The sequence below is a fragment of the Bartonella sp. AD24XZML genome (assembly GCF_042196485.1).
Taxonomy (GTDB): domain Bacteria; phylum Pseudomonadota; class Alphaproteobacteria; order Rhizobiales; family Rhizobiaceae; genus Bartonella.
Genome location: NZ_JBHIQH010000094.1, coordinates 1 through 14,514, shown reverse-complemented (window position 1 = coordinate 14,514; position 14,514 = coordinate 1). Strand labels below are relative to the sequence as shown.

The 14,514-nt window shown below is 38.5% G+C and carries 13 protein-coding genes, 1 other RNA gene and 1 pseudogene; 7 read left to right on the top strand and 8 right to left on the bottom strand.

All coding sequences use genetic code 11. The features are described 5' to 3' along the window. The 4 genes from ACFIMX_RS08790 to ACFIMX_RS08775 all read left to right on the top strand — a co-directional run. On the top strand, positions 1–247 hold a 247-nt coding region (locus ACFIMX_RS08790; protein ID WP_375694340.1), incomplete at its 5' end, for a helix-turn-helix domain-containing protein. Positions 248–342: 95 nt separating this feature from the next. Next, entirely contained in the window at positions 343–882 is a 540-nt protein-coding gene (locus ACFIMX_RS08785) for a helix-turn-helix domain-containing protein (protein ID WP_375677038.1), read from the top strand. Positions 883–1,163: 281 nt separating this feature from the next. Further along, positions 1,164–1,520 (top strand): helix-turn-helix domain-containing protein, encoded by a 357-nt coding sequence (locus tag ACFIMX_RS08780; protein WP_375611655.1) that lies wholly within the window; start codon positions 1,164–1,166, stop codon positions 1,518–1,520. A 246-nt stretch (positions 1,521–1,766) separates the two neighbouring features. Beyond that, a complete protein-coding gene (locus tag ACFIMX_RS08775) occupies positions 1,767–2,159 on the top strand; it encodes a helix-turn-helix domain-containing protein (RefSeq protein WP_375694339.1) in 393 nt (130 codons plus the stop codon). A 343-nt stretch (positions 2,160–2,502) separates the two neighbouring features. Here the strand turns inward: ACFIMX_RS08775 and ACFIMX_RS08770 are convergent, their stop codons facing one another. The 7 genes from ACFIMX_RS08770 to purE all read right to left on the bottom strand — a co-directional run bounded on the left by ACFIMX_RS08770 (position 2,503) and on the right by purE (position 10,979). Then, the gene (locus ACFIMX_RS08770) at positions 2,503–3,324 is read right to left on the bottom strand and encodes a TIGR00282 family metallophosphoesterase (protein ID WP_375694338.1); all 822 of its coding nucleotides are present in this window, start codon (positions 3,322–3,324) and stop codon (positions 2,503–2,505) included. Positions 3,325–3,342: 18 nt separating this feature from the next. After that, on the bottom strand, positions 3,343–3,948 hold the full coding sequence (locus ACFIMX_RS08765) for a 5-formyltetrahydrofolate cyclo-ligase (protein ID WP_375627769.1): 606 nt from the start codon (positions 3,946–3,948) through the stop codon (positions 3,343–3,345). Positions 3,949–4,305: 357 nt separating this feature from the next. Further along, a non-coding RNA gene (ssrS, locus tag ACFIMX_RS08760) (6S RNA) lies at positions 4,306–4,466 on the bottom strand. Positions 4,467–5,278: 812 nt separating this feature from the next. Further along, positions 5,279–6,064 carry a tetratricopeptide repeat protein gene (locus tag ACFIMX_RS08755; RefSeq protein WP_375694337.1) on the bottom strand — a complete coding sequence of 262 codons (786 nt, stop codon included), beginning with the start codon at positions 6,062–6,064 and terminating at the stop codon, positions 5,279–5,281. Positions 6,065–6,221: 157 nt separating this feature from the next. Next, a complete protein-coding gene (ykgO, locus tag ACFIMX_RS08750; protein WP_004863016.1) occupies positions 6,222–6,347 on the bottom strand; it encodes a type B 50S ribosomal protein L36 in 126 nt (41 codons plus the stop codon). Between the two features lie 2,975 nt (positions 6,348–9,322). After that, entirely contained in the window at positions 9,323–10,480 is a 1,158-nt protein-coding gene (locus ACFIMX_RS08745; protein ID WP_375694336.1) for a 5-(carboxyamino)imidazole ribonucleotide synthase, read from the bottom strand. 1 nt (position 10,481) lies between these two features. Next, positions 10,482–10,979 carry a 5-(carboxyamino)imidazole ribonucleotide mutase gene (purE, locus tag ACFIMX_RS08740; protein WP_375694335.1) on the bottom strand — a complete coding sequence of 166 codons (498 nt, stop codon included), beginning with the start codon at positions 10,977–10,979 and terminating at the stop codon, positions 10,482–10,484. A gap of 807 nt (positions 10,980–11,786) precedes the next feature. Between purE and ACFIMX_RS08735 the strand changes: the two genes are divergently transcribed. From ACFIMX_RS08735 to ACFIMX_RS08725, 3 genes are all read left to right on the top strand, one after another. Then, on the top strand, positions 11,787–11,939 hold the full coding sequence (locus ACFIMX_RS08735) for a DUF5993 family protein (RefSeq protein WP_273790835.1): 153 nt from the start codon (positions 11,787–11,789) through the stop codon (positions 11,937–11,939). Between the two features lie 10 nt (positions 11,940–11,949). Next, entirely contained in the window at positions 11,950–12,525 is a 576-nt protein-coding gene (locus tag ACFIMX_RS08730; RefSeq protein ID WP_375607042.1) for a disulfide bond formation protein B, read from the top strand. A 715-nt stretch (positions 12,526–13,240) separates the two neighbouring features. Further along, positions 13,241–13,384, top strand: coding sequence for a hypothetical protein (locus ACFIMX_RS08725; protein ID WP_375694334.1), 144 nt, complete (start codon positions 13,241–13,243; stop codon positions 13,382–13,384). Positions 13,385–14,440: 1,056 nt separating this feature from the next. On the opposite strand, the pseudogene ACFIMX_RS08720 reads toward ACFIMX_RS08725, so the two are convergent. Then, positions 14,441–14,514, bottom strand: a pseudogene (locus ACFIMX_RS08720) (transcriptional regulator); the annotation flags it as partial.

Below are 14,514 nucleotides of genomic sequence, written 5' to 3'. Positions count from 1 at the left end.
GACTTTTCAACAAATCCAAAAATATGAAAAAGGCTCTAATCGTATAGGGGCGGGGCGTTTACAAGAAATTGCTGATATTCTCAATGTTCCCATTTCTTTTTTCTATATGGATCTCTCGACAAAAGAAAATGCCTTGTATTGCTGTGATGAAGGGATCGCAAGTAAAGAAGAGCACATCCTTTTGAAAAGTTTTAGAGAGCTCAAACCTCAAAAACAGAAAGCAATTTTGTGTTTGATTGTCTCATGAGATAAAAACACTGTTTTAATTTTTATTGCTAATTTCATGAAATTGCTTTATTGGTAAGAGAATGTTTTGGTCGTCTACGCAGCGATCAACAGGGAATGAAAGACCCGAAACTTGAGACACGTATTTATCCAGCTTTATGGATATCCCGGATTTCCGGGAGCTTTTGTTATGTCCAGGTGCTCTCTAGCACTAAAAGCAAAAGGCTGAGTCAAGTTTCAGCTCTTTCAACTCCCGGAATACCAATGCGAGGGCGCTCGCAACCGGCAGGGGAGCTTGAAGTGAAAGCTAAAAATCCACACTTTAACGATATTTCGATAGGCAGAAAAATTCGCTTTAAAAGAACAATGATCGGGATGTCGCAAAAGAAATTAGGTAGCCAGTTAGGTGTGACTTTTCAACAAATCCAAAAATATGAAAAAGGCTCTAATCGTATAGGAGCTGGGCGTTTACAAGAAATTGCCGATATTCTTAATGTTCCCATTTCTTTTTTCTATACGGATCTCTCGACAAAAGAAAATGCCTTGTATTGCTGTGATGAAGGGATCGCAAGTAAAGAAGAGCACATTCTTTTGAAAAGTTTTAGAGAGCTCAAACCTCAAAAACAGAAGGCAATTTTGTGTTTGATTGTCTCATGAGATAAAAACACTGTTTTAAATTTTATTGCTGGTCTCCAGAAATTATTTTATGAACAAGCACCAAGGTTCTCGTCGTACAGTGTGGTTGAATGGTGGAACCCAAAGCCTGAAAATCCAAGATGAAACATTAGCCTGCTTTATAAGTATCGCGAGATTCCGGGAGTTTTTGCCATGTCCAGGTGCGATGAGCACTAAAAGCAAAAAAAGCTGATTCGAACTCAGTACTTTCAGACTCCCGGAATACGCATAAGAGGCGCTCGCAACCGGCAGGGGAGCTTGAAGTGAAAGCTAAAAATCCACACTTTAACGATATTTCGATAGGCAGAAAAATTCGCTTTAAAAGAACAATGCTCGGAATGTCGCAAAAGAAATTAGGCAGTCAGTTAGGTGTGACTTTTCAACAAATCCAAAAATATGAAAAAGGCTCTAATCGTATAGGGGCGGGGCGTTTACAAGAAATTGCTGATATTCTTAATGTTCCCATTTCTTTTTTTTACTCCGATCTCTCGACAAAAGAAAATGCCTTGTATTGCTGTGATGAAGGGATCGCAAGTAAAGAAGAGCACATCCTTTTGAAAAGTTTTAGAGAGCTCAAACCTCAAAAACAGAAGGCAATTTTGTGTTTGATTGTCTCATGAGATAAAAACACTGTTTTAATTTTTATTGCTGGTCTCCAGAAATTATTTTATGAACAAGCACCAAGGTTCTCGTCGTACAGTGTGGTTGAATGGTGGAACCCAAAGCCTGAAAATCCAAGATGAAACATTAGCCTGCTTTATAAGTATCGCGAGATTCCGGGAGTTTTTGCCATGTCCAGGTGCGATGAGCACTAAAAGCAAAAAAAGCTGATTCGAACTCAGTACTTTCAGACTCCCGGAATACCAATGCGAGGGCGCTCGCAACCGGCAGGGGAGCTTGAAGTGAAAGCTAAAAATCCACACTTTAACGATATTTCGATAGGCAGAAAAATTCGCTTTAAAAGAACAATGCTGGGAATGTCGCAAAAGCAATTAGGCAGTCAGTTAGGTGTGACTTTTCAACAAATCCAAAAATATGAAAAAGGCTCTAATCGTATAGGGGCGGGGCGTTTACAAGAAATTGCTGATATTCTTAATGTTCCCATTTCTTTTTTTTACTCCGATCTCTCGACAAAAGAAAATGCCTTGTATTGCTGTGATGAAGGGATCGCAAGTAAAGAAGAGCACATCCTTTTGAAAAGTTTTAGAGAGCTCAAACCTCAAAAACAGAAAGCAATTTTAAGATTAAATTTTCGTTAGAATCAAAAAAAAGATTAAAGAGGCTCTTGCTAAATAATAAATTATTATATAAAGCTTTTTCTAGAGAAGGGGGTTAGCATTTCTCCTCCCCCCCCCCCGCAGAAATGTCCAAATAAAACCTCCTTCTCATCGTTTTAAAAATCACGAAAAATTTTATCCTTTATCCTTTATTTTTTTTAAAAGAGTGACTTATTTGTGCTAGAAAAGTTGCTGTATTAGGTAAATTGGAGGGCGGGGTGTTTTTAGTAGGGATTTGGGAAGGGCTGGAAAAGTCGTCTTGCCAAATAGAGTTCTCAAAAGAAAATCTTGGAAAGAAACTATCAAAGAGGTGGCTTAAAAGAAGCTACCAAAAATCCGGAACTTCAGGCTTTAAATGAGGACCAATCCGTACCGCTGAGACCTTTTCTGCTAAACCGGTGCGATCTGAAATCTCAACCGCTAAACCACAAAGGGTGGCAGGACCACATGCCGGTTCAAAACGATCTTGCTTCGTCTTATAAAGAAAACGGTGTAAGGGTTCTTCTTTATCCATTCCAAGAGATGAATTATAATCTCCACACATGCCTGCATCTGTTAAATAGGCGCTCCCACCTTCTAAGATCTGCGCGTCAGCCGTGGGAATATGCGTATGTGTGCCAACGATAACACTTACACGACCATCAAGAAAATGGCCAAAACATTGCTTCTCGCTTGTCGTTTCTGCGTGAAAGTCAAAAATAATCGTATCGGCTTGCTCCATCAACGAACAGGCAAGCAGAATATTTTCCGCTGTTTCAAATGGATCTTCTACTTTACACGGCATAAAAACGTTGCCCAACAGATTGGCGACAAGAACACGGGCGCCATTTTTTGCCGTAAAAACACCAGAACCTTTTCCGGGAGTTTCTTTCGAAAAATTGGCAGGGCGTAAAAAACGATCACTCTCATGGGCATATTGCAATGCTTCTTTGTGAGAAAAAGCATGATTACCTGTGGTGACAACATCAACACCGGTTATCAAAAGATCTTGATACGTTTCTTGTGTGAGACCAAAACCACCAGAGGCATTTTCACCATTTACCACAACAAAATCAAGCTGCCATTGCTCAATCAGTTGAGGAAGGTATTCAAAAACAGCTTTACAGCCTGTGCTACCAACAATGTCACCTAAAAATAAAAAACGCATAGGCACTTTAATCACATTTTAACATTTTAAGAAACCTTTTTCTGTAAAAATTCCTTGTACCTGTAGATCATGTTCTGCTGCGGGAATAGAGGAAACCTCCTGACATGAAAATCCTATGCCCCATAATGTCATTTGATGCCCTTGTTTTTCAAGAGCTGCAACAGCACGGTCATAGTATCCTCCTCCATAGCCAAGACGGTGACATTGACGATCAAACGCAGAAAGCGGAACAATAATATTATTAGGGGCAACAACGCCATTGTCTGCACCCGGACCAAAGGTGCCAAAACGCATGGGCTCTAAAATCGTGCTGGGCGAAAATGCACGGAAAATCATGGTGGTGGAATCAAGAACTGCTGGTAAGGCTAAATGCCCACCGCGTAACGCTACAGCATCCAGTAAAGGACGCGGGTCAATTTCCGATTTAATGGGCCAATAGCCTGCTAAAATGAGGCGTGAAAAATCGGTGCCCTTCTTTTCAAGGTATTCAATAAAGTGGCAACAAGCACGCTGCGAAAAGAGTGCGCGCTCTTCTGTTAAAAGAGCATCACGACGCGATAAACCGCTTTTGCGTTGCTGTGTGCGAAGGGATGAAGCAGATTCATAGAGGGGATTATTTGTCATTGTCTCGTCAATTATTTTATAAGATGCTGGTATTTTATCCATTGTTGGCGTTTTGTAAATCTCTGTTAGGACAAGAGCTGTGCTCATGAAAAAAAAGCATGAAAAAAGTGTGTGCTCTTTAGGGGGCATCTTGATGCGATAAACCGCTCTCGCGCTGCTTGCGTGCGAAGGGATGAAGCGGGAAGGGATGAAGCAGATTCACAGAGGGGATTATTTGTAAGTGCTGTCTGTTTTATAAAATAAAGCCTATCGTAATTTTTATTTCTTGAAAAGAGAGTATCGTCATTGGTCTTATGTAAAAGGACGCTCTCAATTTTAGCTGGAAAAATTTTTATGCAAAAAAGTTATACAAATAAAGGGTGATCCACAACAGCCGATGGAAAAAGCTGATCCCGGGAACCTATACAAATAGGTGGGCGCCATATGAAAAAGCCCACGGGCTTGATCAGGGACAGCTCCCTTGGAGATCATTAAGGTCTCAGGAATACGTTATTTCCTGTCGAGAAGCGCAGAACACCCTCCTTAATATAAAACAATTTCAGAGCTTCTGCTAGAGATAAAATAACCTCGCTCTCTTCTTTTTCAAAAAGTATTTCAGGAGAGTTTTTATAACCTTGCTGGTGGTTTCTCGAAATGGCTGTATGATGGATGGCTTATTCAAAGTAAAAAAGCAAAAAATATGAGTGGGGGTGGGTGTTTGAGTGACGCAGAACGGTTTATTGGCAATGGCTTGATTGGCTCTTTTGGGACAATGCTTGATTTTTATGTTTCGCGGGAATACTTGGAGGAGGTTTGAAGGGAAATATTTCTTATTCAAGGATGTTGGTTGAATTGGTGTTGCGTCTTTGAAGTTTTTGCTTTGTGAATCCATATTTCAGGGCTGTTTTATCAATTTTGAGGGGTGGAGGAGAGCCGATACGGTATGTGCTGCTATGGTTGAAGCTTAAAAATAAAAAACAGATGATGATAGTTTATCAGAGGTGCTAAGCGATGTTTTAAGCTTTTTTCAAAAAGTATTTTTTGAGGATCGTGTTTACAAATTTTTTTTTATCCATGATAGAAGGTGTGAAAAGAAGAAACGGCGTGAAGAGGACTCCGGTGTGGAAGCGTTTGCTTGCTATGAGAAGAAATTCTGTAGGGAGTATATTGGCAGTGTTTGGACGCTGCTTGCAATACAAAAAAGTCAAAATTCAAAAAAAGTACTGTGAATTGTGTGGGGGTTGATGGTGTGATTATAAGCAGGGGCAGTTTATTGAGTGGAATGTGAAACCGGCTTGCGTCTTAACTAGGTTTGAAAAGATGCCGTAAAGTGTCTTGTTTTTGAATGGTTTTAAAGAGCTTGGGGTGATTGTTCGTCTAACAGAGCTTGCACGCGCTTTTGAATCCTGCGCATTTGTGGATAGTAATCCAATGCTGTTTCATAAGCTTTAAGAGCAAGTTTTGGACGCTCCGTTGCTTCCATGACAACGCCAAGTTCAAAAAAAGCACTATAATTGCGCGGCTCAAGTTCAAGAGCATGGTTGAGATCAAGCAGGGCAAGTTTGAAATCGTTCAGTTGAATGTGAATCCAAGCGCGTCTTATCCAAGCTTCAGCATGAGTAGGTAAAAGTGCAAGAGCATTATCAATATAATCAAGCGCAAGTCCATAATCGTCGCTGTTGAGCGCATTTTCAGCCCATGACATCAAAAGATCAATCGTCTCGCTCCCCGATTGAGACCATAAATGTTGAAGCTGTTGACTGATCTTTTTCGCTTTAGCAACATCAGCACAATATTTCAATTCTTTGAGTAAACGTGAAATTTCTGCTTCTTTGCGCTGCTTAATTCTGTCAACATGGGAAAGCTGCTCTTTGTCAAGATCTTCAAGAATAACCGCCGAAGAATCAGAATCGAAGGGCGTTGAGGAAGGGGGAGGAGAATTGGGAATAAGATCATCTAACGGTAAAAGCGATTGTGGAGAAGGCCGATCTTCAGGAAGAGAAGGAGGATTTTGTCCATAGCTCGAGGGAACAAAACAAAAAACGCCAACAAAAGAAAGAAAAAATGTGCACTGGAAAATACAGAAAAAACGCAGCTGAAAAAATCGAAAGGCTTTTAAAAAAATAGAAAAATCCATAAAAACAAGCCCCCAAAAGATAAATCACCAAATATTATCAAATACTAGACTCGTAATCAACGGACTTATAACAAAAAAAACTCAAGAAAAAATTTTTAAGCCTACAATTAAAGTAGGCATAAAAACATTGATCCTAAAGAAATTAGCCCTAAAAGAATTAGCCCTGACGTGCTCTAAAACGTGGGTTCGTTTTATTAAGAATATAAACACGACCCTTACGACGCACCAAACGATTGTTACGGTGGCGCTCTTTTAGTGCTTTAAGCGAATTTTTAATTTTCATCATATTCACCGTTTAAATAGTTTACGTAACACAATACTATAATACAATATTAAAACACGAAAATACAATACCACAACCCCAATAGACTGCTCACTTTAATGAGCATTGCATTGCGATATCGTACTTGCATCATAACATCACACGATACACTTTTTCACTGTGATCACAAAAAGAAAAGCGCACTCTTAAGGCACGCATTAACACACTTCATTAGCACAACGATAAGTGAAAATTGCAAAAAAAGTAGGAGAAATCTAACAAGAAGTCTTATTCTTGTCAAGGGTATATCCCTTACAAATTCCTTAGGGTGTGTTAAGGGTTGTCCTTGAAGGTAAAAATTTTCTCGTAAAAAAAAGAACACAAAAAAGCACAAAGAGTGGAAAAAAGTAAAAGCTTCCTATTTGTGAGAAAATAATCCTGTTTTTTCGTAAAATATCATCGTTAAGTAAGGCTCATGTAAAATTTATAACATGAGGTGTTTTTTGTTCGTGTGTGAGGATATTCTTAAGGCTTATTCTTAAAACCTAAAAAATAAACCGCATGATGATGACAAAGATGATGAATTGATAAGGATAAATTTCTATTGTTCAGAGAAAACATAGTAAAATAAGAGTTTCGCATAGTCTTAAGGTTTTCTCATTGCAAATCTGTGTATCTTTAAGCATAGCATTCGCTGCTTGCATATCACAAGCGGGATTGATCTATGGTAAAGATACTTGAAGATAAGGAATAAAACGGTCTTTTATGAATGCTTTCAAATGCTAAGAGTGTTGTAACATTGGGGGCTGACAAAGCGGTGTGATGAGGTTGGTGTTTACGCTTCATAAGTTTAAAGAGGGCGGTGCACTATGAATGTTTAAGCTATTACCGAGAGCTTTCACTCTATGACAGGGGCTGCTGTTGTGAAGTGGTGGCAATGTGCATTGGCCAAATGTTTTTTTAAAATAAGCGCGTGGTAAAACAAGTGCGTAAATTGGCAACACAAGTGTCTTCTGTTTGAGGCTTTTTATTTTACGTGAGGGGTGAGAGAATATTTGGTTTGGGAATGGATAAGCTTAGTGCTGTAATCATATCCTGTAATTATATCTTTGATGTGGAGATCAAGGACGGAGCGGAGCGCTCGGTACTTTTAATGAGGGATTAAATCTGTGCTGTTAGAGTGAAAGATTATGCATAAATTTCTCTTTTAAGGCAATAGTTTATGATTCTTTGCAACCCAATTATTTCTACGTGGGTGGAGTGCTGGATATTGTCGAGCAGATGGGGAATTCAAATTATCCAATAAGGGAGCCAGTATACTGAGAATATACTTTGGCTCTTGAATGTGGATAGTTTGAATTCCTTTTAATATCCATGTTGCAGAAAAAATTTGACCTTCCCAAGGGTGGTCTATGATGATGTTTATTGAAAGAGTGAAAGCTTCACATTGTCTAGCGATAGACGTAATAAAAGTATGTCATAATACCAATTTATATACATGTTGCAAATGCCAAAGAGAGCTGACGTAATGATCATTGGTATCCCGATCAATAGGGGCAGTGTTTCTCTTCCTCCTGTGAGGTATATTAGACAAAGAATTCCTGTCATTAATAAAAAGATTATCGACAGGATTTTCGTTACGAGAACAATGGGTTTACGAAAAGTTAAAAGAAAAAGGAACAACACATGTCTAAATGGACCCCCCTTTACGTTTTTGGGGAGGAACAGACTGTGCCTCATTTAAAGTTTCTTATTTATTTTCATTGTTTTCATTTTTGAGTTTGTTTGAAGAGATCCTCTCCATTATTTTTCCCTTTTGTATGGTATTTTTGCTATAAAAAGATCTAAGTTTGTGCTGAACGTTAATCACATATTAAGATAAGATACAAGCGAAATTATTTTATTATTGTTAGAAATGAAGTATTTTTTCGCACAATGAGCGTTTTAAAGGCAATGATAGTGTTAAAATGATAGTATTAAAAAGTATAATTTAGCTTTATCAGGATAATAAAATAAACATTTATATTTATAAATTATTAGGTGCTCTTGAAAGAAGCTTGGATTGAGAAAAATTGTGGGAATTTCATGAAGCGCTGGTGGTGTTGGGTGTGACGAATGTCATTGCTGAGCAGGATTAGAGAGTTATAGACAATCTCTTATGGGTGGTTAAGAATATGCGTAAACAAAGTGCGTTTACGATAAGGGGAGTTCATAAAGAATTGTGTGAGATGCAATAAAGAGATGCCATAAAACTAATGCGCATTATACGGTGGTGAGGTGCCTTATAATTCATTCTCTTAACAGGATTAAAAGGTGGAAAAATTGATGCACTAAAAAAGGGAGGGTTTTGTGAGAGAAGAAAAATTGATCTGAAAAGAAGAAACTTAAGCCTTTGGGGAGAAGTTCAGGAAACCTTTTCGAGGAATGTGTTGGGGGGAAATTAATGAAAGAAGAAAATCTTCTATCCGTTGAAGGAAAAAGAGAGAGGAGAAAAAGAAGAAAGTTGCTATGCTGGAGGGGGCTATCGTCTGTCCGATATTGGGCTGCGTTTGCGAGAGTTGTTTCGGGAGAGTAAAATGTTTTACCTCTCAGCGATTTTATGGAAAACAAAACGATGCTTTTGTGAAAATGCTTTTGTAAAAAAATGAACATAAGAAGAGAAGCTAGAGACAATAAAAGCGCAATCATGGGGATTGGTATCTATAGGGTGCAATAGATCAGTCTATTTCTTAAAGATTGGCATTAAAAGAAAAATGAAGGGGCTGTGTATGTTATGGGGGATATTTATGCTGTGGAAGGTATCCGTTGAGGGGAAGTTGGGGGCTGGTGGATTGTTTTGAGCCGTGGGGGGATGTTTTTGAGAAAAGGAAGGGGAGAAGAGCTAAGGGGGTGGAGTTGAAGGGTTGGGAGCGCTTGTTGTGCTGCTTGGATATCGGTGTGGGGGGAGGTTGTTTTTTCAGTTCATTTGGGGAAAAAGTATTTGTATATATGTGGGCTTAAGATTTGTTGGCTGGTCCCAGTAATTGGATGATATGCCCCATTTTGCGGTGGGGGTGAACAGTGCTTTTGCCATATAAATGGATTGATGTGCGCTCTTGTGTGAGAAAATATTTTAAAGTGCTGAGATTGTTCCCAAGGAGATTTGTCATTTGGCAATCGCTGTGGCGATAGGGACTGCCTAAGGGAAGTCCGCAAATAGCACGGATATGTTGTTCAAATTGTGAAGTTATGCACGCCTTTTGTGTCCAATGACCAGAATTATGCACACGCGGCGCTAATTCATTCACTAACAGATTACCATCCATTAAGACAAAAAATTCAATGCAAAGAACACCAACATAATTGAGGGCATCCATAACTGTTAAGCTGATTTCTTGTGCTGCTTTTTGCACCTCAGGTGGAATATGTGATGGAACAAAGGACTTATGAAGAATACCATTTTTGTGTTGATTTTCAGGGCAGTCATAAAAAATATGTTTTCCTTGTTTTGTACGTGCCGAAAGAACCGAAATTTCCGATAAAAAAGGGACTATTTCTTCTAAAATACAAGGCTGTTCCTGAAAAGTCCTTAAGGCTTCATCAAGGGTTTGTTCATCTGGGTGATCAAGCTTGATCTGGTTTTTTCCGTCATAACCAAAACGACGCGTCTTTAAAAGACCACGCCCGCCCAATGCATCAAGACCGGAAAGAAGAGAAGAAGAATTGTCAACAGCATGCCATGACGCGGTGCCGATTCCTTGATCATGCAAAAATTGTTTCTCAAAAAGTCGATCTTGCGTGATCTCTAAAGCTTTCGAAGAGGGATAAACAGGCTTGCTCTTTTCTACATATTGAACCGTTTGAAGCGAAAGATTTTCAAATTCATAGCTGACAACATCACACTGAGAAATAAAATGATCTAAGGCTGATATATCATCATAGGAGGAAACAATATGGTTGTTTGCTGTTTGGGCCGCTGGGCAATCTGCTTCAGGGCAAAAAATAACGGTTCGAAATCCTAATTCTGCAGCCGCTATGGCGAGCATCCGTGCTAATTGTCCGCCCCCGATTAAACCAATGACGCTGCCTGGAGGTAACATGGTGAAGGGAGTGGTGTTGGATGAGGTGGTGTTGGACGAGGTGGTGTTGGAGGGGGGGGGGGGGAACGGTGCCATTTTAAACCTCTGTTACCGGTGTTTGTGCGACATTGGCTGTTTGTTGTTGACGCCAATCTTGTAATCGTTGTGCGAGATCATGATCGTAAATGGCCATAACGGCTGCGGCTAAAAGAGCTGCATTAATTGCGCCTGCTTTACCAATGGCTAATGTGCCAACGGGTATTCCTGCTGGCATTTGCACGATTGAAAGTAAGGAATCTTGACCCGAAAGAGAGTGTGAGTGCACTGGAACGCCAAAAACAGGAAGGGGAGTGAGTGCTGCTAACATGCCAGGAAGATGGGCTGCTCCCCCTGCACCGGCAATTAAAATTTTAAAACCTGCTTCTTTTGCTTCTTTTGCAAATTGATAAAGGCGTTCAGGAGTTCGGTGTGCTGAGACAATATGCGAACTATGAGAAATACCAAGATTCGTCAAAATATCAGCACTATGGCACATCGTTTGCCAATCCGATTGGCTCCCCATTAAAATCGCGACATCACATGATTTTTTCATCATTCTCTATCCTTTTCAAGGTTCAATGCGATTCTTTATCATTATTTTTTTAAAGTTTTATATTCTCTTTGAAAAGCCAATTGATGACAGAGAAACAGTTATTTTTCAAATAAGGTGGAAAGCTAAAAATTTAAAGGGGATCTCGAGAGATGAAAAACTAAACTATTGAAGGCATGAAGCCCTTCTTGTGAGGGGGGAGGGGAATGTCACGGGGTGGTGTGGGACCCATGAGGCTGTTGAGCTTGCGGCATTGTCTTTTATTTAAGATAAAAGGGAAAAATGCATTGGGGAAAAGCCATTGATTATAAGTTTTTTTAAAAAAATGTCTTATTTTTTATTTGCTAAAATAAACAAGATCACCATATGATATAAAATCTGTTGCAATTTGAAACATTGCTTATGAGAAAAAGAGATTTTTATGTCAAAAATGTGTTGCAAAATGAGGATATTCTTTTGAGAAAAAAAGAGATGTATATCTCTCGATTTCAAAGCCTATTTATTTTGTTGTTCAAGTGATTCTTTTGTGAGTGGGGGATATAATCTTTATAATTGTCGATATATCTTTAACAATGGCCGATATAAGGGGAAGCGATAATCAACGCTTTTGTGCTTTTAACGCTTTTGTTGAGAGGGGCTTCTGAGCGATTATATCGTTCTTTGTTTTTTCACTTAAATATAATGGTAATATCAATCGCGAGTGACGAATTGTGAATAATAAATCCATGGTCTCTTTTTTGCCCAATTTTGTAATATGGTGAACGCTGAAATAAATAAGAGTTAAACAACGGATGTAAAGGAGATTTAAAAGCTATGTTTCTTCCATTTTTAATCGCTTTAGGTACTGCAGTAACGACTATGTGTGGTAAAAAAAATATAAGTTATGCTTTGTGGGCAATTTTATTCGTTGTCATTCTTCTTACTTTCAATCATCACGCAACTTCCACTTTAAATTTATCTTTTTGAGAGAATAGCCATGGAACATGTTGAACAAAAAAATCCTCACTTCGTTATCTTTATGAATACGCTAGGACTCTTTGGGTTATCCGTTGTCTTGGTGGTGGCTTTTTATTATCAATTGGTAAAGTTTGAGTTACCTTGTCCCCTTTGTTTGCTGCAGCGCGTTGGATTGATGCTGGCAGGTTGTGGGTTCTTGCTCAATATTCACCATAAGGTGAAAAATACCCATTATGGTATGGTTATTCTCGGTTGTATGGTAACCAGTGCTGTGGCAGCACGGCAAGTGTTTTTGCATATCACACCCGATGATTTAGGATATGGTTCAACGTTCTTTGGATTGCATTTTTATACTTGGGCTTTCATTATTTCTGTCCTTTGTATCTTTGCTGTCTCATTTGTCATGATTTTAGGCGAATTGGCACACAAGTTCAAAGAATTTTCTCCTTTTCCAGTCTTGAGTAAAGCGGCAAGTTTCTTATTTGTATTTTTGATTGCGGCAAATTTGATTTCTACCATACTGGAATGTGGTGGTGGACAGTGTGCCGATGATCCTGTAAGGTATGAATTGTTATCAAATTGGTTCCCTTCATAGTCTTGAAATTTTTTAATAATCCCTCATTATAATTTTTATTGTTAAAGAGGCGGAAATATTTAAGAATCCGCTTCTTTTTTATTTATTGGGAAGACATTTCAGCAAGATTGTTCGATAATCTGATCTTTTATACCAACGCTGACTTTTATAAGCGCTGGCGATTGATATTTTTTTAGCGAAGACTTGTATTGTGAACCTTTTATGCTGTCTTTTGAGAGAGATGAAGGGATTGATTGGTTTGGAGGCGTTTGTAGAGAAGCCCCGGACTTTTGAGCCGCGTGGGTTAAGAAGCCTCGTTTTTTAAAGGTGCATTAACGATAAAAATTTTTTGTTCTTGATTTTTCTTAACATTGTGTTAAATAAGTTTTTGTATTCATTTTGGTGCTTCTAAAGCGTTTTTATTGCTTCTAGAGGGATTAATTTAAAATTTTGAAAGTTATGTGAATAATTTTCTGCAGAGGTTTGTTTATTAGAGGCAAACCTTTTTTTTTATCTAAGTTTTAGATGTTTTCTTTCAGTGTGAAGCCTTTTTTTAGAAAAAGGTAAGCGTCTTGATGATGACTCTCTTCTTTGTTAAGATATTGATTTATAATAATAAATAACCATTTTTACCGTGAAGAGCGTTGCTGAATATAATAAAATTTCTCATCACCAGTTCTCTCATATTAAATCAATTAAAATTATTTGCTTATACATCATAAGTGGTGGGTCGTGCATGTGGGTCAAAACTGTGCAAGAAAGGCATGCCTTTAATGAATTATCTCTTGAACTGAAGGCTGTCTGCAACATTGGGAGCTGGCAGAGTTTTGTGATGATGCCGGCTTTGTTCTTCCATAAGCGTAAACTTGTTTCTCCATAAGCGTAAAGATAGGGGAGGGCTGAATGGATTTTATACACTTCATGGGAGCTTACCATTCCTTTACGGGTAGCGTTTTGCAAAATGGGTGTGATGGAGCGTTGAGAGATCTTTCTTTAAAACAAACGTGTGAATATGCAACGCAGGTCTATTCCTTTTGGTGCGTTTTGTATTACGAAAAAAATTGATTTATAAGAATGAGTTATCGTTGTGGATGTTGAACGAGAAAAACGAAAAGCTTCTCTTATTTCAAACTTTCTTATAGTCAATTAATTAAATGTACTCTTCTACGTTACAAAAAAGCACTGAATGTAAATAAAAATTCTTTTAAAAGTCGTAAAATGCTTCTTATGCCCCTTTTGATCGCTAGAATTTGTCGAAAAATTTTATGCTGCTCAATACAATAATAGGGCGGTTTATATCTATGATTTAAGTGAAAATAGAGGGATTTAGATGAAAAGGAAGGCGAGATTTTAATGACAGTTGTTGAAAACGTTATTGTGTAATGCATTTTTTACAGATTTTCTGCTTTCTGTAAATATGTAAAAGCGTAAAAACGGAAATATGTAAAAAAGGAAGCTGGGACTTTATGTGGGGTGTATGATTTTATCATGGCATGGAATGTGAAGAGAAGATTGGGGTGTGGGGATGAAGAGTTTTATGAAGGGAGGGAGTTGCGATGAAGAGGTGGGTGCGTTGACGAGAGAGGAAAGAGGGTGTGGGGAAAGTTGTTTTTGAAGTGGGATTGACCGGTGCTTTGCGTGATCTTACTTTAGGGTGGTGAAGGGGCAAGAATATTTTAAAATAGGACGTATCTGTCGCGTTTGATGCAACATTATCCTTTGTGGTGTCGTGATCTGAAATCAGCAGGGGAATTGGCTAGAGTAAGAAGCTGTATTGTTGACAAACCTATGTTTACAAAGTGGTGCGAGGGGAATTTGAAAGTTTCGTTTGGCTGCTTGCTGTAAATGTGGAGAAGCATCAAAACGTTGATCCGTAAAATAAAAACGTATATCCGTAAAATGATGCGGAGGATTTATGCTTTGTGTGCGCTTTTGCTTAATCAGAAATCAACCACAAGATTGCTTTTTGTTTTTTCGGCTGGAGCTCTCTAAAATTTTTCAAAAGTGAAT